Source organism: Pseudomonas sp. CCC4.1, from assembly GCF_035019225.1.
In the GTDB taxonomy this organism is placed as follows: Bacteria; Pseudomonadota; Gammaproteobacteria; order Pseudomonadales; family Pseudomonadaceae; genus Aquipseudomonas; species Aquipseudomonas bubulae.
On the sequence record NZ_JASJWL010000018.1, the window covers coordinates 38,792 to 56,849 of the forward strand.

Consider the following 18,058-nt stretch of genomic DNA (forward strand, 5'->3'; position numbering starts at 1 on the left):
GCCAATTGTCGTGTATTGAAACACCCGAACATACGAGCAAAACGAGTTTTATATGACTGACAAAGATGTAAGCAAAGTAAAGCGCAAAGGCACCTTCAAAAGCGCGCCATTGCCGGAAAAAACCTTCAGCGCCGAGCCTCTCAAGGGTGAAGAGCTGGTCAAGGTTGCTGTTGCCGCCCTGGAAGACGTCAAGGCCCAGGATATCCAGGTCATCGACGTGCGTGACAAGCACAGCATCACTGACTTCATGATCATCGCTACCGGTACTTCGAACCGTCAGATCGGTGCGATGCTCGACAAGATCCGCGAAGCGGTGAAGGCTCTGGGCGTCAAGCCGCTGGGCGAAGAAGGCAAGGGCGACAGCGACTGGGTTCTGCTGGACATGGACGACGTGATCGTTCACATGATGACCGCCAGTGCCCGTCAGTTCTACGACCTGGAGCGTCTGTGGGCCGGTGCTGAACAAAGCCGTGCAGGCAGCGCTGCTCACCACAGCCCGGAAAACACCCATGAGCACTTCCTGAAGCTCAACAAAGACCAAGAGTAAGGGTTCGCTGTGCGCCTGCGTTTGATCGCTGTCGGTTCGCGTATGCCCAAGTGGGTGGAAGAAGGCTGGCATGAATATGCCAAGCGTCTGCCATCCGAGCTGGCACTTGAACTGGTGGAAATACCGCTCAACACCCGTGGCAAGAATGCTGACGTGGCCCGCTTCATCCGCCAGGAAGGCGAAGCCATGCTGGCCAAGGTAGGCCCGGGCGAGCGCATCGTAACCCTCGAAGTGCACGGCAAACCGTGGAGTACCGAGCAGCTGGCGGTTGAGCTTGACCGCTGGCGCCTGGATTCGCGCACGGTGAACTTTATGGTCGGTGGCCCGGAAGGGCTGGCGCCGGAAGTCTGTGCCCGCGCTGACCAGCGCTGGTCGCTGTCGCCATTGACGCTGCCGCACCCGTTGGTGAGGATTCTGATCGGTGAGCAGTTGTATCGCGCCTGGACAGTGCTGTCCGGGCACCCGTATCACAAATAGTCAGCGCTCTGAATGACTCAGCCGATCCGCCTTAAAGACCACGAGAAAGACGCACGCCTTGTGCGCGGACGAGTCGTGGTCGGTGCGATTGTGGTCGTGACGCTGATTTGTGTGCTGCTCGCGCGGCTTTATTACCTGCAGGTGGTGCAGTACGACTACCACTCCACCTTGTCAGAGAACAACCGGGTGCATGTGCAGCCGATCCCGCCTACCCGCGGTCTGATTTTTGACCGTAATGGCGTGGTGATCGCAGACAACCGCCCCAGCTTCAGCCTGAGCATGACCCGCGAACGCTCTGGTGACTGGCAGCAAGTGCTCGACGTTATTGTTGAAGTGTTGCAGCTTGCGCCCGAGGATCGCGCCCTGTTCGAAAAGCGCATGAAGCAGGGGCGGCGGCCGTTTGAGCCGGTGCCCATTCTGTTTGAGCTCAACGAAGAACAGATCGCCCGGATTGCCGTAAACCAGTTCCGCCTGCCCGGGGTTGAAGTGGTTGCGCAACTGGTGCGGCATTACCCTCAAGGCGCGCATTTTGCGCACTCGGTGGGTTACATGGGGCGGATCAACGAAAAAGAGCTTAAAACCCTCGATCCGGTCAATTACAGCGGCACCCACCATATCGGCAAAACCGGCATCGAGCGTTTCTACGAAGCCGAGCTGCATGGCCAGGTGGGTTACGAAGAAGTCGAAACCAATGCCCGTGGCCGCGTGTTGCGAGTACTCAAGCGCACCGACCCGATCCCTGGCAAAGACATCGTACTCAGCCTCGATATCAAACTGCAGGAAGCAGCTGAAGAGGCGCTGGCAGGGCGTCGTGGCGCAGTGGTGGCACTCAACCCGATGACGGGGGAAGTGCTGGCGATGGTCAGCCAGCCGAGTTTTGACCCCAATCTGTTCGTGACCGGCATCAGCTTCAAGGCCTATGCCGAGCTGCGTGATTCGATTGACCGACCATTGTTCAACCGCATCCTGCGCGGCCTGTATCCACCGGGCTCGACGATCAAGCCTGCAGTGGCGATTGCCGGCCTGGACAGCGGCGTGATCACCGGCTCCTCGCGGGTGTATGACCCCGGCTATTACCAGCTGCCCAATTACGATCACAAATACCGTAACTGGAACCGTAGCGGTGATGGCTACGTCGATCTGGATACCGCAATCATGCGCTCCAACGACACCTATTTTTATGACCTGGCCCACAAGCTGGGGATTGACCGTCTGTCGAGCTACATGAACCAGTTCGGTATCGGCCGCAAGGTCTCGCTGGACATGTTCGAAGAGTCCGCCGGGCTGATGCCGTCCCGCGAGTGGAAACGTGCCACCCGACGCCAGGCCTGGTTCCCGGGCGAGACGCTGATTCTGGGGATTGGCCAGGGCTATATGCAGTCCACACCCTTGCAACTGGCCCAGGCCACCGCGTTGATCGCCAGCAAAGGCAAGTGGATCCGTCCGCACCTGGCCAAGACCATCGAGGGCGTACCGCCGGTGGACCCGGACCCGGTGCCGGATATTGTCCTGCGTGACCCGTCCAACTGGGCCAAGGTCAACCACGGCATGCAGCAAGTGGTGCATGGCGCTCGCGGCACGGCGCGGGTGGCGGGCGTTGGCGCGCAATACCTGATTGCCGGCAAGAGCGGTACGGCCCAGGTGGTGGCGATCAAGCAGGGCGAAAAATACGACCGTTCCAAGGTGCAGGAGCGTCACCGCGACCACGCCTTGTTCGTCGGCTTCGCGCCGGCCAACAACCCGCAGATCACCGTCTCGGTGATGATTGAAAACGGCGAAGCCGGCAGTCGTGTCGCCTCGCCCGTGGTGCGCAAGGTCATGGATGCCTGGTTGCTGGGTGAAGACGGCAAACTCAAACCCGAGTACGGCGGCCCCGTAAAGGCAGAGGTTCCGGCCAATGATGAGTAATTTTGACCGCATCCTCTCCAGTGAGGACGTGATGCGTCGCCGTGCCACGCTGCTTCAGCGTTTGCATATCGATGGCCCGCTGCTGATTCTGCTGCTGACCCTGGCGGCTGGCAGCCTGTTTGTACTGTATTCGGCCAGCGGCAAAAGCTGGGACTTGCTGAGCAAACAGGCGACTTCGTTCGGTATCGGGCTGGTATCGATGTTTATCATCGCCCAGCTGGAACCGCGATTCATGGCGCGCTGGGTACCGATCGGCTATCTGATCGGGGTGATGTTGCTGGTGGTGGTGGATGTCATGGGCCACAACGCCATGGGCGCCACTCGCTGGATCAATATCCCCGGGGTGATTCGCTTTCAGCCCTCCGAGTTCATGAAAATCCTGATGCCCGCGACCATCGCCTGGTACCTGTCCAAGCGAACCTTGCCGCCGCAACTCAAGCATGTGGCGGTCAGCCTGATGCTTATCGGGGTGCCTTTTGCCCTGATTGTGCGCCAGCCCGACCTGGGTACGGCGCTGCTGGTACTGGCAGGCGGTGCATTTGTATTGTTCATGGGCGGTCTGCGCTGGCGCTGGATCCTCAGCGTACTGGCAGCGACGGTTCCAGTGGCGGTGGCCATGTGGATCTTCGTGATGCACGACTATCAGAAGCAGCGCGTGCTGACCTTCCTCGACCCTGAAAGCGACCCGCTGGGCACTGGCTGGAACATTATCCAGTCCAAGGCCGCGATTGGTTCGGGCGGGGTGTTCGGCAAGGGCTGGCTACTGGGTACCCAGTCGCACCTGGACTTCCTGCCCGAGAGCCATACCGACTTCATCATCGCGGTGATGGGCGAAGAGTTCGGTCTGGTCGGCATTTGCGCGCTGCTGCTTATTTATCTGTTGTTGATTGGTCGTGGCCTGGTGATCACTGCCCAGGCCCAGACCCTGTTCGGCAAATTGCTGGCAGGCAGTCTGACCATGACGTTTTTTGTTTATGTTTTCGTCAACATCGGTATGGTCAGTGGCCTGCTGCCGGTGGTGGGCGTGCCATTGCCCTTTATCAGTTACGGCGGCACTTCGCTCGTGACGCTGTTATCAGCGTTCGGGGTTTTGATGTCGATCCACACACATCGCAAGTGGATCGCACAAGTTTGATTAAGGTGAATTATTCAATGCAAGCAATGCGTGGCTGGGCTGCTCGATACGCGTCGTGGGTAGGCCTGCTGGGTCTGTTCGGGACCGCACAGGGTGCGCTGGCCGGTGACTACGAAGGCTCGCCCCAGGTGGCTGAGTTCGTAGGCGAAATGACCCGTGATTACGGATTTGCCGGCGAGCAGCTGATGGGCGTGTTCCGCGAAGCCGAGCGCAAGCAGAGCATCCTCGACGCCATTTCGCGCCCGGCCGAACGGGTCAAGCAGTGGAAAGAATACGGCCCGATGTTCTTGACCGACGCTCGCGTCGCCCGCGGTGTAGATTTCTGGCGTGAGCACGAAGCCGTACTGGCCCGCGCCGAGCAGGAATATGGCGTTCCGGCCCAGGTGATTGTGTCGATTATCGGCGTCGAAACCTTTTATGGTCGCAACACCGGTAACTACCGCGTGATCGATGCCTTGTCGACCCTGGGTTTCGATTACCCGCCTCGCGCCGAGTTTTTCCGCAAGGAACTGCGAGAGTTCCTGTTGCTGAGCCGCGAAGAACAGGTTGACCCGCTGACCCTGAAGGGTTCCTATGCCGGAGCCATGGGCTTGCCGCAGTTTATGCCGAGCAGCTTTCGCGCCTATGCCGTGGATTTCGACGGTGATGGCCATATCAATATCTGGAGCAACCCGGACGATGCCATCGGTAGCGTTGCCAGCTACTTCAAACGTCATGGCTGGGTAGCCGGTGAGCCGGTGGTGATTCGCGCCGATGTGACCGGTGATCGCGCCGATGAAGGCCTGACCCAGGGGATCGAACCGGTCAAGACCGTCGGGGAGTTGCGAGCGCTGGGCTGGTCGAGTCATGATGCGTTGCGCGACGATATGCCGGTCACGGCGTTTCGTCTGGAAGGCGCCGACGGCCCTGAATACTGGATGGGCCTGAAAAACTTTTATGCGATCACACGCTATAACCGAAGCGTGATGTACGCCATGGCAGTGCATCAACTGTCCGATCTGCTGGTTCAAGCACGGGGCAACAAGTAATGCCGTTTCTAGCGACCCGTACACCTTTGAAACTCGCCGCCTGCGCCGCTGTGGCGTTGCTGCTGGTGAGCTGCTCGAGCAGTCGCTCGACGCCCCCGCAAACATCGACCGCGGTCAGTTCCAAGCCGGGCCTGGATATCAACCGTGCCCACAAGGACGGTGCGCCGTGGTGGGATGTTGACGTTTCGCGCATCCCCGACGCCACGCCGACCCTGCACACCGGGCCTTACAAGGCGGCGCCGTACTCGGTACTGGGTAAGACCTATTTCCCGATGCAAGAGTCCAAGACCTATGTGGCCTCGGGCACCGCGTCCTGGTACGGCACCAAGTTTCACGGCCAGAACACCGCCAATGGCGAGGTCTATGACCTGTACGGCATGAGCGCGGCGCACAAGACTTTGCCGCTGCCCAGCTACGTCAAGGTGACCAACCTGGATAACGGCAAGGCCGTGATCCTGCGCGTCAACGACCGTGGCCCGTTTTATTCGGATCGTATTATCGACTTGTCCTACGCTGCTGCCAAAAAGCTCGGCTATGCCGAAACCGGTACGGCCCGGGTCAAGGTTGAAGGTATTGACCCTCAGGCCTGGTGGGCTCAGCGCGGTCGCCCTGCGCCGCTGATGCTCAACGAACCGAAAGTGGCCCAGAACACCGCCCCGACCGTGTCCACCGGTAAGGTTGAACAATGGACGCCGCCCGCACAGCAGCATGCTGCCGATGTGGTTCCGGTCAGTCCAATGGCCAAGGGCCAGGGTACCTACCTTCAGGTCGGTGCCTTTGCCAATCCGGACGCTGCCGAGTTGCTTCGTTCCAAACTCAGTGGCATGGTCAGTACCCCCGTGTTTATCAGTTCGATTGTGCGCAATCAGCAAACCTTGCACCGTGTACGCATGGGGCCAATAGCCTCGGCGGGTGAGGTGGCACAAACACAAAACAGCGTGCGCCTGGCCAATCTGGGCCAGCCGAGCGTTGTGACGTCGGATCAGTAACACTGAACAAAGCGTTGGGCCCTGAGCAGTCGGGGCCCAAACGCAGTTGCAGAGGTCAAGAATAAAAGCCCTTCCAGGGGCCGGGACTGCAACTGAATACGCGGCAGTCAGTCAAACGACTGCCTGTACAGTTTTGCCCGCGAGGGTAAGTTTCCATTAACAACTTCGAGAGACGGATGAACATCACCACCTTTGCCAAACGCCTGTGCCTGCTAGTACCGCTGATCGTCACTCCTGCCGCCTGGGCAGTCGAGATGATGCCGTCGCCACCACAACTTGCAGCCAAGTCCTATGTTCTGATGGATGCCAGCAGCGGTAACGTGCTGGTCGAGAACAACGGCGACCAGCGTCTGCCGCCAGCCAGCCTGACCAAGCTGATGACCGCTTACATCGCGACTCTGGAAATCCGTCGTGGCCAGATCGGCGAAAACGACCCGGTAACTGTCAGCGAAAACGCATGGCGCACCGGTGGTTCGCGGATGTTCATCAAGGTCGGCACCCAGGTGTCGGTCAGCGACCTGCTGCATGGCATCATCATCCAGTCGGGTAACGACGCCAGCGTCGCCCTGTCCGAGCACATTGCCGGCAGCGAAGACGCTTTTGCCGACATGATGAACAAGACCGCCGGTGAGCTGGGCATGTCCAACAGCCACTTCATGAACCCGACCGGCCTGCCGAATCCGGATCACTACTCGTCGGCTCACGACATGTCGTTGCTGGCTCGCGCCATCATCCACGAAGACCCGACTCACTACGCGATCTACTCGCAGAAAGAGTTCTTCTGGAACGGTATCAAGCAGCCTAACCGCAACCTGTTGTTGTGGCGCGACAAAACCGTTGATGGTCTGAAAACCGGTCACACCGACGAAGCCGGCTATTGCATGGTGTCTTCGGCCGTACGTGATGGCATGCGCCTGATCGCCGTGGTGTTCGGCACCAACAGTGAAGCGGCCCGTGCTGCAGAGACCCAGAAGCTGCTGACCTACGGTTTCCGTTTCTTCGAAACCCAGACCTTCTACCAGAAGGGCACCGAGCTGGCTCAGGCTCCGGTTTGGAAAGGCACCACCAACCAGGTCAAGGCTGGCCTGGCGGATGACCTGACCATGACCCTGCCAAAAGGCCAACTGAAAAAGCTGGCTGCAAGCATGACCATGAACCCGCAACTGATGGCCCCTATCGCCAAAGGCGATGTGATCGGCAAGGTTGAGGTCAAACTTGACGACAAGGTTGTGCACAGTGCTGACCTGATCGCCCTTGAGCCCGTCGAGGAAGGTGGTATTTTCCGACGCGTGTGGGATAGCATCCGTCTATTCTTCTACGGGCTGTTCAACTGATTGCACCCACCTGTGTGCCCCCGCGCCTACCCTGCGCGGGGGCACCTTTGTTGTTCCGGGCTTACGAGGCCAATACGCCATGAGCGATACCGAAGTAAAGGCGCCAAAGATCGAATTCCCCAACGTGGATTACCCGGTTAAGGTGATCAGCGACACGGGTGTGGGCAATAAGGACAAAATCATCGATATCGTCAAGAAACACGCGACGGTCAACGATGATCGTGTCGATGAGCGCCAGAGCACCAACGGCAAGTACACGACGATCCAGCTGCATATCGTGGCCACTGATCAGGATCAGCTCTACAACATCAACAGCGAATTGCGAGCCACCGGCTTCGTACATATGGTGTTGTGATGTCGCAGGTCTTGGGTATTCGTGAGCTGGGCCAGCTTGATTACGAGCGCACCTGGCTGGCGATGCAGCGTTTCACCGATGAGCGCAAGCTTGTGCCGGACACGCAAGATGAAGTCTGGCTGGTGCAGCACCCGCCGGTGTTTACCCAAGGCCAGGCAGGCAAGGCCGAGCATCTGCTGCTACCGGGAGATATCCCGGTGGTGAAGTCGGATCGCGGTGGCCAGGTGACCTACCACGGCCCCGGCCAATTGGTTGCCTACCTGATGCTCGATGTGCGCCGGCTGGGCTATGGCGTACGTGAGCTGGTCACGCGGATGGAACAGTGCCTGATCGACTTGCTCGCCAGCTATGGCGTGAGCGCTGCAGCCAAGGCCGATGCGCCGGGCGTGTATGTCGATGGCGCGAAAATCGCCTCTTTGGGCCTGCGGATCCGCAATGGCTGCTCCTTCCACGGCCTGGCCCTGAATGTGGACATGGACCTGGAACCGTTTCGACGGATTAACCCCTGTGGCTATGCGGGGCTGGCGATGACCCAGCTGCGTGACCATGCAGGGCCGATTGAATTTGCCGAGGTTGGTGCCCGGCTGCGCTCGCAGCTCGTCAAACACCTCGACTATGCTGAGCAGACGACCCTGACGGGCGGAATCGATTGATATGACTACTGCGCAAGACGCTGTTCAAACCCTGATCCCAACGCTGGATATCTCAGAACGTGCGGCCCGCGCCAGCGAGGCCCGTTCCAAGGTTGAGACCGGCGTCAAGTTGCGCGGTGCCGAGAAGGTTGCGCGTATCCCGGTAAAGATCATTCCGACCACCGAACTGCCGAAGAAGCCTGACTGGATTCGCGTGCGCATTCCGGTTTCTCCGGAAGTCGACCGTATCAAGTCCCTGCTGCGTAAGCACAAGCTGCACAGCGTGTGCGAAGAAGCCTCCTGCCCGAACCTGGGCGAATGCTTCTCGGGCGGTACCGCGACCTTCATGATCATGGGTGACATCTGCACCCGTCGTTGCCCGTTCTGTGACGTGGGCCACGGCCGACCGAAGCCACTGGACACCAATGAGCCGGAAAGCCTGGCGATTGCCATCGCTGATCTGCGCCTGAAGTACGTGGTGATCACCTCGGTAGACCGCGATGACCTGCGTGACGGTGGTGCCCAGCACTTTGCCGACTGCATCCGCGAAATCCGCAAACTGTCGCCGGGCGTGCTGCTCGAAACACTTGTTCCGGACTACCGTGGGCGCATGGATGTTGCGCTTGAAATCACCGCAGCCGAGCCGCCGGACGTGTTCAACCACAACCTCGAAACTGTGCCGCGCCTGTACAAGGCTGCGCGTCCGGGCTCCGATTACCAGTGGTCGCTGACCCTGCTGCAACGTTTCAAGCAGATGATGCCGCACATTCCGACCAAGTCGGGCCTGATGCTGGGGCTGGGCGAGACAGACGAGGAAGTGATCGAAGTGATGAAGCGCATGCGCGAACATGACATCGACATGCTGACCCTGGGTCAGTACCTGCAACCGTCGCGCAACCACTTGCCGGTCCAGCGTTTCGTACACCCGGACACCTTCGCGTGGTTTGCCGAGGAAGGCTACAAGATGGGCTTTAAAAACGTGGCATCCGGTCCGCTGGTACGTTCTTCGTACCACGCTGATGAACAAGCCAAGCTGGTCAAATCCATGCTGGTGAGTGCCTGACTCCATGACTAACCGGCTCACCGCGCCAGTGTCCTTCAAGGCCCATAGCGCGGTGCCCGCGTTGCCCGCTGGCGGGGTGATCGCCCTGATCGCCCCGGCAGGCCCTGCCGAACTTGACCTGAACCTCGCGACCCAATGGATGCATGCACGCGGCTACCAGCTGCGGGTCTATCCGGGGGTGTGGCAGCGGGAGGGTTATCTTGCCGGTTCTGATGCAGAGCGTTTACGCGACCTGCATGAGGCTTTTGCCGATGACAGCATTGATGCCATTTTCTGCCTGCGCGGCGGCTATGGCAGCCCGCGCTTGCTCGATGGCATCGACTTTGAGCTGTTGCGTCGTCATCCCAAGCCGTTTGTCGGCTACAGCGATATCACCGCGTTGCATCTGGCGATCACCCGTTACGCGGGCTTTGTGACCTTTCACGGGCCTATGGTGAACGCTGATCTGCTGGGCAACAAACAACCGCCTACCGAAACTTCATTGCTGCGTATGCTCGGCGGGCAACAGCCGCCCGTGCTGGAGCATCCCGCGGCCTGGCCGTTGACGACCATTGCCCCGGGCTGCGCCAGTGGCCGTTTGCTGGGTGGCAATCTGTCGATGATCTGCGCGGTGATGGGCACGGCGTTTGAACTGGACAGCGAAGACATCATCCTGTTTATCGAAGACGTCAACGAAGCGTTGTACCGGGTCGACCGTCTGCTGACGCATTTGCGCCTGGCGGGCAAGCTCGACAGGTTGCGCGGAGTGCTGGTGGGGGACGTGGCCGGAGTTGATGTTGCGGCGCTGGAGCGGTTGCTCACCCAGGAGCTGGGCGGTCTGGGTATTCCGGTGCTGGCCGGTTGGCGCAGCGGGCATTGCGATCCGAACCTGACCTTGCCGATGGGGGCGCAGGTCAGGCTTGATGCTGATCAGCAGTTGCTGGTGCTTGAGCAGGATGTAGTTGTAAGCGCCTGAACCTGAAGCCCCTCTCCCATAGGGAGAGGGTAGCAACCTTACCGGCTACGCAAACTCTCCAGCAGCTTGTGGCTCGGATAGCCGTCTGCTGGCCAACCCATGGCCTGCTGCGCGCTGCGAATAGCCTTGCGGGTATTGGCGCCGATAATGCCGTCTGCATTACCCGCATCATAATTGCGCTGGCTCAGCAGCATTTGCAGTTCGACGCGCTCGGAGCGGCTCAGCGGTCGGTCGTCTTTTGGCCAGTCGGCCAAAATGGTCCCGCCACCGTTGAAACGTTGCGACAACAAGCCCACGGCCAGTGCATAGGATGATGAGTTGTTGTAACGCAAGATGGCGCGGAAGTTATCCAGTACCAGAAACGCCGGGCCACGATAGCCTGCAGGGAGCAGCAGGGCAGCGCTTAACTGCTCTGAGCCTGCGGCGCTGGCAGGTACCTTGACTCCCAGTTTTTGCCATTCGGCAACGCTCTTTTTGATTGCGCCATCAGCCAGGGCATAGTCGAACCCGGCAGGCAGCGTCACTTCAAAGCCCCACGGCTGGCCTTGCTTCCAGCCCGAGCTTTGCAGGTAGTGGGCAGTCGAGGCCAGGGCATCTGCCGAGCTGTTCCATATATCACGACGGCCATCACCATCGAAATCCACGGCGTGGGTTTCATAGGTGGTGGGGATAAACTGGGTCTGGCCCATTGCGCCCGCCCACGAGCCGAGCATTTTTTCGGGGCTTATATCGCCTTCCTGAATAATCTTCAGTGCAGCGATCAATTGGCTTTGAGCAAACTCCGGGCGCCGCCCTTCATAGGCCAGGGTCGCGAGGGAGCGAATGACTGACTTGTTGCCCTGGAACGAGCCAAAATTGCTTTCCATGCCCCAGACCGAAACCAGCGCCTGGCGATCAACGCCATAACGCTGCTCGATGCGGCCCAGCAGTTCGGCATTCTGCTCCAGCAAACGCTGGCCATTACGTACACGCAAAGGCGACAGGGCACCGTCCAGGTACTCCCAGACCGGGCGGCTGAATTCGGGCTGGCTGCGGTCGGCCTTGATCACGCTCATGTCTGGCGTAATCCCGGCAAAGGCGTTATCGAATACCAGCGGGTTGATTCCGGCTTTAAGCGCCTGGGCGCGGAAATCGGCTTGCCATTCGCTGAAGCTTTGAGTGGGCTGAACAAGAGGGGTGTCGGTGCCTGGCACTGGCGCGCTGCTGATGACCGCAGGTGCCGGAGGTACCACAGGCAAGGTTTGAGCATCGGCTGCGGTCGGTTTCTCTGCGCAGGCGACTAAAAGGATGACGCTGGAAGCAGCGATCAGTTGGCGCATCGGCCAACGGCGTGTATGACGTGAGAGCATGCGCAGGTCCAGGTAATGCAAAACAGAAGCAGACCTTATCATCCCCGTCGTCAGGCAGCCAGAAAGTAAAAAGCCTCCCGGTCTCTCGACTGGAAGGCTTCGCGGCGGTAGCTGCCTTTGCCTTTGGCGGGGCGTTCCTGGCGGCTGCGGAACAGGGGTTGGGCAACAATGGATTTGGCCTTGTTGGGGCGCTTGCTCATGGCATGTGCTCTCGCTTGAGTTGAACAAGCGCAAATCATCGGCCGGTTTTTTCGTATTGTCCACAGGATAGTGATCGGTGGGAGCGGGCTTGCTCGCGTTAGCATCAACGCTATCAGCCTGTCAGGCCGCGACGCCCGTATCGCGAGCAAGCCCGCTCCCACAGAAAGCAGTGTTTATTCAGCTGGCAGATTCAGGCGTTGCCCGCACATCAGCAGCACCAGACGACTCAGGCTGCTCCAGGCAGACCCTGCTGCCTGGCCCTTGATCTGGGCATCGATACGCTGCGCGTCCAACAACAATTGTGCCCAGCGCTGCGCCGAATAACGCTGCAAGGCTTTGCTCATCAACGGTTTGCGCTTGTCCCACACCGGTGGTCGCGCCTGGCTGAACGCCTTGTCCAATGGCGTGCCCTGGCTGTACTGCAGGGCAATATTGGCCAGTACGCGCAGCTCACGCGCCAGGGCCCACAAGATCACAGGAGGCTCTACGCCTTCACCGCGCAAGCCTTCGAGCATACGCAGGGCATGGGCAGCTTCGCCGTTAAGTACCGCATCCACCAGGCCAAATACATCAAACCGCGCACTGTCAGCCACTGCGGCTTGCACGGTTTCGACAGTGATTTGCCCGTCCTCAGCCATTAACTTGAGCTTTTCGATTTCCTGCGCAGCAGCCAGAAGATTGCCTTCGACCCGGGCTGCTATCAGTTCCACCGCATCATGGGTGGCCGACAGCCCGGCCTGCGACAAGCGCTGGCGAATCCATTGCGGCAACTGGTTGGCGTCCACCGGCCAGATCTGCACGAACTGGGTTTGCGCCCCTTCAATCAGCGCCTTGCCCCACTTGGTCTTTTGCGCACTGCCGTCGAGTTTGGGCAGGCTGATCAGCAGCAGGGTGTCTTCGGCAGGGCGCGAGCAGTATTCGATCAACGCCGCAGCACCCTTGTCGCCAGGCTTGCCCGAAGGCAGGCGCAGTTCCAGCAGGCGCTTTTCGGCAAACAGCGACATGCTGGCACCGGCTTGCAGCAGCGTGCCCCAGTCAAAGCTGGCGTCGGCGCTGAACACCTGGCGCTCATCGAAACCCTGCTTGCGGGCGGTACTGCGGATGGCGTCGGCGGTTTCCTGGCACAACAACGGGTCATCGCCGCTGATGATGTAGACGGGCGAAAGGGGGCCTTGCAGATGCTTGGCGAGTTGGGCGGGAGCGAGTTTCATAGGACCATAACGATAGCGGGGCGCTTGAGCGCCCCGTATGCCTTACTGGTTTTGCAGTTCGAGAGGCGACTGTTGAGGAGTTTCCTCTTGAGCCTTGCGTGCAGCTTCGATGGCATCGGCTTCAGCCTTGGCCTTCGCTTCGGCTTGCTGTTGCAGTACTTCCAGCTGGGCCGGGGTCAATTGCTCCAGGCGCAGAACCAGTTGCTGGATCAGGTCGCGGCGCATTTCCTTGCGGATCATGTCGCCTTCCTGGGTGCTGCCTGCCACGTTACTGCCATCCTGCAGGTAGACTTTGTAGGCTTCAACCTTGTCGCTCAGCAGCGTCAGATGGCTCGGCCCCTGAATTTCGTATTTCACTACGTTGTTCAACTGATACTCGGCGGTACCCGAATTGCCGGTGTAGCTGGCAGAACGCTGGGTTTCCTTCTCGTCGGTCAGAACCAGTTTGTATGGTGCGTTGGCAGTGATTTTCACGCCGCTGTTTTCCAGCACCTGACGCAGCTGGCGCACAGTGTCGCCATAGGCGTTGCGCGCGCTGACATCGAGTTCGGTGATCGTCAGCTGGTTGGTGCCGGTACCGCGCAGTTGAAAGCCGCAGGCGCTCAACAGAACTGCGAGACCCATCACCAGCAAGTTGCGTTTGATCATGTGTTGCTCCCCTTGAAACCAGATGGGCCGACCACGCGGCCCTGAAGGTCTTGTTGGGCGCCCGCGCATGACGCGGGCGCCTGTTCCAGTTAGCTGGCGACGATATTGACCAATTTGCCTGGTACCACGATCACTTTGCGAATCGTCAGGCCTTCTGTAAAGCGCAGTACGTTTTCGTTGGTGCGGGCAGCAGCTTCAACCTCTTCACGGCTGGCAGCAGCTGGCATTTCAATATGCCCGCGCAGCTTGCCGTTGACCTGGATAACCAGTTGCAGGGTGTCTTGAACCAGCGCGGTTTCATCCAGGGTTGGCCATGCAGCGTCGATGATTGCACCTGCATGCCCCAACCGGTTCCACAGCTCATGGCTGATGTGCGGTGTGATCGGCGCCAGTACCAGAGCTACAGTCTCGAGACCTTCCTGCAGCAGGGCGCGGTCTTGTTCAGTCGCTTGCGGTGCTTTTTCGAGCACGTTCATCACGGTCATCACCTGGGCGACGGCGGTGTTGAACTTGTGGTGCTGGCCGACGTCCTGGCTGGCTTGCTTGATAGCCTGGTGGATGGCACGGCGAATGACTTTTTGCTCATCGTTCAGGCTGGCGATATCCAGCGCGCCCGGCAGGCCTTGGCCTACATGGGCATGGGCCAGGCGCCATACACGCTTGAGGAAGCGGTGGGAGCCTTCAACGCCCGAGTCGGACCATTCCAGGCTTGCGTCAGGCGGCGAAGCAAACATCATGAACAGGCGGCAGGTGTCTGCGCCGTACTGTTCGATCATGTATTGCGGGTCAACACCGTTGTTGAGCGACTTGGACATTTTCTGCGTGCCGCCGATTTCCACCGGCAGGCCGTCACTCTTCAGCGTGGCGCCGATGATCTTGGCCTTGGCATCACGTTCGATTTCCACGTCGTCCGGGTTGAAGTAATCCTTGCCGCCGTTGTCCAGCGTACGGAAGTAGGTCTCGGCGATTACCATGCCCTGGGTCAACAGGTTCTTGAACGGCTCGTTGGAGCTGACCAGGCCTTCGTCACGCATCAGCTTGTGGAAGAAGCGCGCGTACAGCAGGTGCAAAATGGCGTGTTCGATACCGCCGATGTACTGGTCCACCGGTAGCCAGTGGTCTGCTGCCGATTTCTCGACCAGACCGCCTTCATAGTGCGGCGAGGCGTAACGTGCGTAGTACCACGACGACTCGACGAAGGTGTCCATCGTGTCGGTTTCGCGTTTGGCCGGTGCGCCACATTTAGGGCAGCTGCACTCGTAGAATTCAGGCATGCGTGCCAGTGGCGAACCGGCGCCATCGGGTACGACATCTTCTGGCAAGACCACTGGCAGCTGGGCTTCAGGCACTGGTACGTCACCGCAGGTATCGCAATGCACGATCGGGATCGGGCAGCCCCAGTAGCGCTGGCGGCTGATGCCCCAGTCACGCAGGCGGAACTGGGTGCGCGCCTGGCCCAGGCCTTTGGCAGCCAGGGCGGCTTCGATGGCGGCGAATGCGGCGTCGAAATCCAGGCCGTCAAATTCGCCGGAGTTGATCAGCGGGCCGTGCTCGTTGTAAGCGTCCTGCCACGGTGCCGGTGACTCGTCGCCAGCACTGGTACGCACAACCGGCTTGATCGGCAGGTTGTACTTGGTGGCGAATTCGAAATCACGCTCGTCGTGTGCTGGTACAGCCATCACCGCGCCGTCGCCGTAATGCATCAGTACATAGTTGGCGACCCATACAGGAAGCTTTTCGCCGGTCAGCGGGTGCTCGACGAACAGGGAGGTTGGCAGGCCCATTTTTTCCTGGGTTGCCATGTCGGCTTCTGCCACGCTGCCGCCTTTGCACTGAGCGATAAACGCTTGCAGCTCGGGGTTTCCCTGCGCTGCCTGGGTGGCGAGCGGGTGCTCGGCAGCCACAGCGACATAGGTCGCGCCCATCAAGGTATCAGGGCGGGTGGTGAAAACCTTGAGCGCGCCTGCTGCGCCGATGGACTCGACGTTGTAAGGGAACTGCACTTCCATGCCGCGGGATTTACCAATCCAGTTGCGCTGCATGGTTTTAACCTGCTCGGGCCAGCCCGGCATGTCGTCGAGGCTTTCAAGCAGCTCATCCGCGTAAGCGGTGATCTTGAAGTAGTACATCGGGATTTCGCGTTTTTCGATTACCGCGCCCGAACGCCAGCCACGGCCGTCGATCACTTGCTCGTTGGCCAGAACGGTCTGGTCCACCGGGTCCCAGTTCACGGTGCCGTTTTTACGGTAGATCACACCTTTTTCGAACAGGCGGGTGAACAGCCATTGTTCCCAACGGTAGTAATCCGGCTTGCAGGTCGTGATTTCGCGCGACCAGTCAACGGCCAGACCCAGGCTGCGCAGCTGGGTTTTCATGTAGGCGATGTTTTCGTACGTCCATTTGGCCGGCGCGACCTTGTTTTTCATCGCGGCGTTTTCGGCCGGCATGCCAAAGGCGTCCCAACCCATGGGTTGCAGGACGTTTTTGCCGAGCATGCGCTGGTAACGGGAGATCACGTCACCGATGGTGTAGTTGCGCACGTGCCCCATGTGTAGCTTGCCGCTTGGGTACGGGAACATCGATAGGCAGTAGAACGTCTCTTTGCCTAGATCTTCGCTGACTTCGAAGGACTTTTGGTTGTCCCAGAATGATTGGGCGGCGGCTTCTATTTCACGGGGCTGATATTGTTCGTGCATGGCTACTTGTACTGATAAAGGGTGGCCTAATCCTCTTCAACATAGACCGGCGACAGTGTTGCCCGGTCAGGTTGGAGCAGGGGTTACAGGAAGTCCCGTAGCATACATGACCCCGCTCTATCGAGGGAAACCCTGATTGCCTCATCACTCCGTTGGTCGCAGCAGCACGCCGCTTTTACAAGCGCAGCTAAGCTCTCCTGTGGGGGAGATTCATTTCCTTAAATGAGGTGGACGGATGGCAGAGTTGCAACGCAGCGTAGCAACATCGCAAGTGTATGAGCGGCTGATTGATCGTTTGAGTGTGGCTCTTGATTCAGCAAAGACGGCTGTCCAATTACGTGATGAACGCCCAGTCGAGTTGGAATTGCGAGGCTTGAGTCATGCCGAGCTGGAGTTGATCAACCTCTATTTGAACCGGATCGGGCGTGAGGCAATTAAACGCTCGCAAGGCAGCGTGAACATGCAGGATGCCCCCAGGGCCAAGGTTATCTGGCTTAAAGACAGGGTGCAGGGAGCTTAGGCCATACGGCGATTCAAGCCCGGCCTTCAACAAAGCCGCATCAAGAAAGTTGTACCTCCGGGTTGATGCATTACACGTTTGTGTTTGGGTTTCTCACCTGCGTTGTTGATGCGCTCAATCAACCCCCTTAGGCTTCGGGCATCTTTGGAGATGCTCGATGCCTATTCGATACTTTTTAAAACAGCTTCTATTACCCCCTGGCATTTTTCTGTTGCTCCTGGCGCTTGCCTGGTGGCTACGGCGTTCGCGCCCGCGAGTGGCGGGTGTGTTGTTTGCCCTGGGGCTGGGCGGCTTCTGGCTGATGAGTTTGCCAATAATGGTGGAGTGGGGCGCCCGTGTGCTGGAGCGCGAACCACCGCTGGCGCAGAGCGAGTGGTCGACGCTGGCCGCGCGTGCCGATGCCATTGTGGTGCTGGGCTCGGGGCGTGAGCGGGGGGATCCGGCCTGGGGCAGCGATCAGCCCACCGGCATCGGTCTGGAGCGCCAGCGCTATGCCGCCCGACTGGCGAAGGCTTCGGGCTTGCCGGTGTTGACCACTGGCGGTTTGCACTACGGCTCGCCGCCCAGTGAGGCGCAGTTGATGGCGGATTCATTGCGTGATGATTTCGGCGTGCAAGTACGGTGGAAAGAACAGCAAAGCCGCACAACGTGGGAAAACGCCAAAATGACCGCAGACATTCTGCTGCCGCTGGGGGTCAAGCGGGTGGTCGTGGTGACGCACGGCTGGCATATGTCGCGTTCGGTGTGGAGTTTTGAAAAGGCTGGTTTTGACGTGGTGCCTGCGCCGGTCGGTTTTTTCAGTGCCGACAATGCGCGACCGCTGGGGGGCTGGATGCCTGAGTACAAAGCGTTCTGGCAGTCCGGGCTATTGATCAATGAAGCGGTAGGGCAGATTGCCTATCCGTTGTTTTATCGCTGACCCATTAAGCAAAAGCCCCTCACCCTGGCCCTCTCCCGGAGGGAGAGGGGATTAAAGGCAAAAGCAGCTCTACGCAACACCACCTGTCAGC

General features: G+C 59.5%; 18 protein-coding genes. 13 read left to right on the forward strand and 5 right to left on the reverse strand.

Annotated features, from left to right (window positions below; translation table 11 throughout):
* Positions 1–52 precede the first annotated feature (52 nt).
* From rsfS to QN377_RS09950, 11 genes are all read left to right on the forward strand, one after another.
* Positions 53–547 (forward strand): ribosome silencing factor, encoded by a 495-nt coding sequence (gene rsfS / locus QN377_RS09900; protein WP_016779261.1) that lies wholly within the window; start codon positions 53–55, stop codon positions 545–547.
* Positions 548–556: 9 nt separating this feature from the next.
* The gene (gene rlmH, locus QN377_RS09905) at positions 557–1,024 is read left to right on the forward strand and encodes a 23S rRNA (pseudouridine(1915)-N(3))-methyltransferase RlmH (protein WP_003444191.1); all 468 of its coding nucleotides are present in this window, start codon (positions 557–559) and stop codon (positions 1,022–1,024) included.
* 12 nt (positions 1,025–1,036) lie between these two features.
* Positions 1,037–2,932, forward strand: a complete 1,896-nt coding sequence (gene mrdA, locus QN377_RS09910; RefSeq protein WP_094999438.1) for a penicillin-binding protein 2 — start codon at positions 1,037–1,039, stop codon at positions 2,930–2,932.
* A gap of 31 nt (positions 2,933–2,963) precedes the next feature.
* Entirely contained in the window at positions 2,964–4,067 is a 1,104-nt protein-coding gene (gene rodA / locus QN377_RS09915; protein ID WP_165484550.1) for a rod shape-determining protein RodA, read from the forward strand.
* A 17-nt stretch (positions 4,068–4,084) separates the two neighbouring features.
* Complete coding sequence (gene mltB / locus QN377_RS09920) at positions 4,085–5,095, forward strand: lytic murein transglycosylase B (protein WP_094999436.1); 1,011 nt, start codon at positions 4,085–4,087, stop codon at positions 5,093–5,095.
* Positions 5,095–6,084 (forward strand): septal ring lytic transglycosylase RlpA family protein, encoded by a 990-nt coding sequence (locus tag QN377_RS09925; protein ID WP_094999435.1) that lies wholly within the window; start codon positions 5,095–5,097, stop codon positions 6,082–6,084. The genes mltB and QN377_RS09925 overlap by 1 nt, the downstream gene beginning before the upstream one ends.
* Before the next feature lie 176 nt (positions 6,085–6,260).
* Positions 6,261–7,418, forward strand: a complete 1,158-nt coding sequence (locus QN377_RS09930) for a D-alanyl-D-alanine carboxypeptidase family protein (RefSeq protein ID WP_094999434.1) — start codon at positions 6,261–6,263, stop codon at positions 7,416–7,418.
* Between the two features lie 79 nt (positions 7,419–7,497).
* Entirely contained in the window at positions 7,498–7,773 is a 276-nt protein-coding gene (locus QN377_RS09935) for a DUF493 domain-containing protein (protein WP_016779266.1), read from the forward strand.
* Positions 7,773–8,426 (forward strand): lipoyl(octanoyl) transferase LipB, encoded by a 654-nt coding sequence (gene lipB / locus QN377_RS09940; RefSeq protein ID WP_094999433.1) that lies wholly within the window; start codon positions 7,773–7,775, stop codon positions 8,424–8,426. Before QN377_RS09935 ends, lipB begins: the two co-directional genes overlap by 1 nt.
* 1 nt (position 8,427) lies before the next feature.
* Complete coding sequence (lipA, locus tag QN377_RS09945; protein ID WP_094999432.1) at positions 8,428–9,468, forward strand: lipoyl synthase; 1,041 nt, start codon at positions 8,428–8,430, stop codon at positions 9,466–9,468.
* Between the two features lie 4 nt (positions 9,469–9,472).
* Complete coding sequence (locus tag QN377_RS09950) at positions 9,473–10,423, forward strand: LD-carboxypeptidase (RefSeq protein WP_322213690.1); 951 nt, start codon at positions 9,473–9,475, stop codon at positions 10,421–10,423.
* A 38-nt stretch (positions 10,424–10,461) separates the two neighbouring features.
* Here the strand turns inward: QN377_RS09950 and QN377_RS09955 are convergent, their stop codons facing one another.
* From QN377_RS09955 to leuS, 5 genes are all read right to left on the reverse strand, one after another.
* Positions 10,462–11,772, reverse strand: a complete 1,311-nt coding sequence (locus QN377_RS09955) for a lytic murein transglycosylase (RefSeq protein WP_094999430.1) — start codon at positions 11,770–11,772, stop codon at positions 10,462–10,464.
* Positions 11,773–11,822: 50 nt separating this feature from the next.
* Positions 11,823–11,972 (reverse strand): alternative ribosome rescue factor ArfA, encoded by a 150-nt coding sequence (arfA, locus tag QN377_RS09960; RefSeq protein ID WP_003444166.1) that lies wholly within the window; start codon positions 11,970–11,972, stop codon positions 11,823–11,825.
* A 174-nt stretch (positions 11,973–12,146) separates the two neighbouring features.
* Positions 12,147–13,184: a DNA polymerase III subunit delta gene (holA, locus tag QN377_RS09965; RefSeq protein WP_094999429.1), complete on the reverse strand. Its 1,038-nt coding sequence runs from the start codon at positions 13,182–13,184 to the stop codon at positions 12,147–12,149.
* A gap of 42 nt (positions 13,185–13,226) precedes the next feature.
* The gene (lptE, locus tag QN377_RS09970) at positions 13,227–13,832 is read right to left on the reverse strand and encodes an LPS assembly lipoprotein LptE (protein ID WP_094999428.1); all 606 of its coding nucleotides are present in this window, start codon (positions 13,830–13,832) and stop codon (positions 13,227–13,229) included.
* An 89-nt stretch (positions 13,833–13,921) separates the two neighbouring features.
* Entirely contained in the window at positions 13,922–16,528 is a 2,607-nt protein-coding gene (gene leuS, locus QN377_RS09975; RefSeq protein WP_322213689.1) for a leucine--tRNA ligase, read from the reverse strand.
* Between the two features lie 235 nt (positions 16,529–16,763).
* On the opposite strand from leuS, the gene QN377_RS09980 reads away from it, so the two are divergent.
* A complete protein-coding gene (locus tag QN377_RS09980) occupies positions 16,764–17,048 on the forward strand; it encodes a hypothetical protein (protein ID WP_094999426.1) in 285 nt (94 codons plus the stop codon).
* Between the two features lie 157 nt (positions 17,049–17,205).
* Positions 17,206–17,967 (forward strand): YdcF family protein, encoded by a 762-nt coding sequence (locus tag QN377_RS09985; RefSeq protein ID WP_301448486.1) that lies wholly within the window; start codon positions 17,206–17,208, stop codon positions 17,965–17,967.
* Positions 17,968–18,058: the final 91 nt, after the last annotated feature.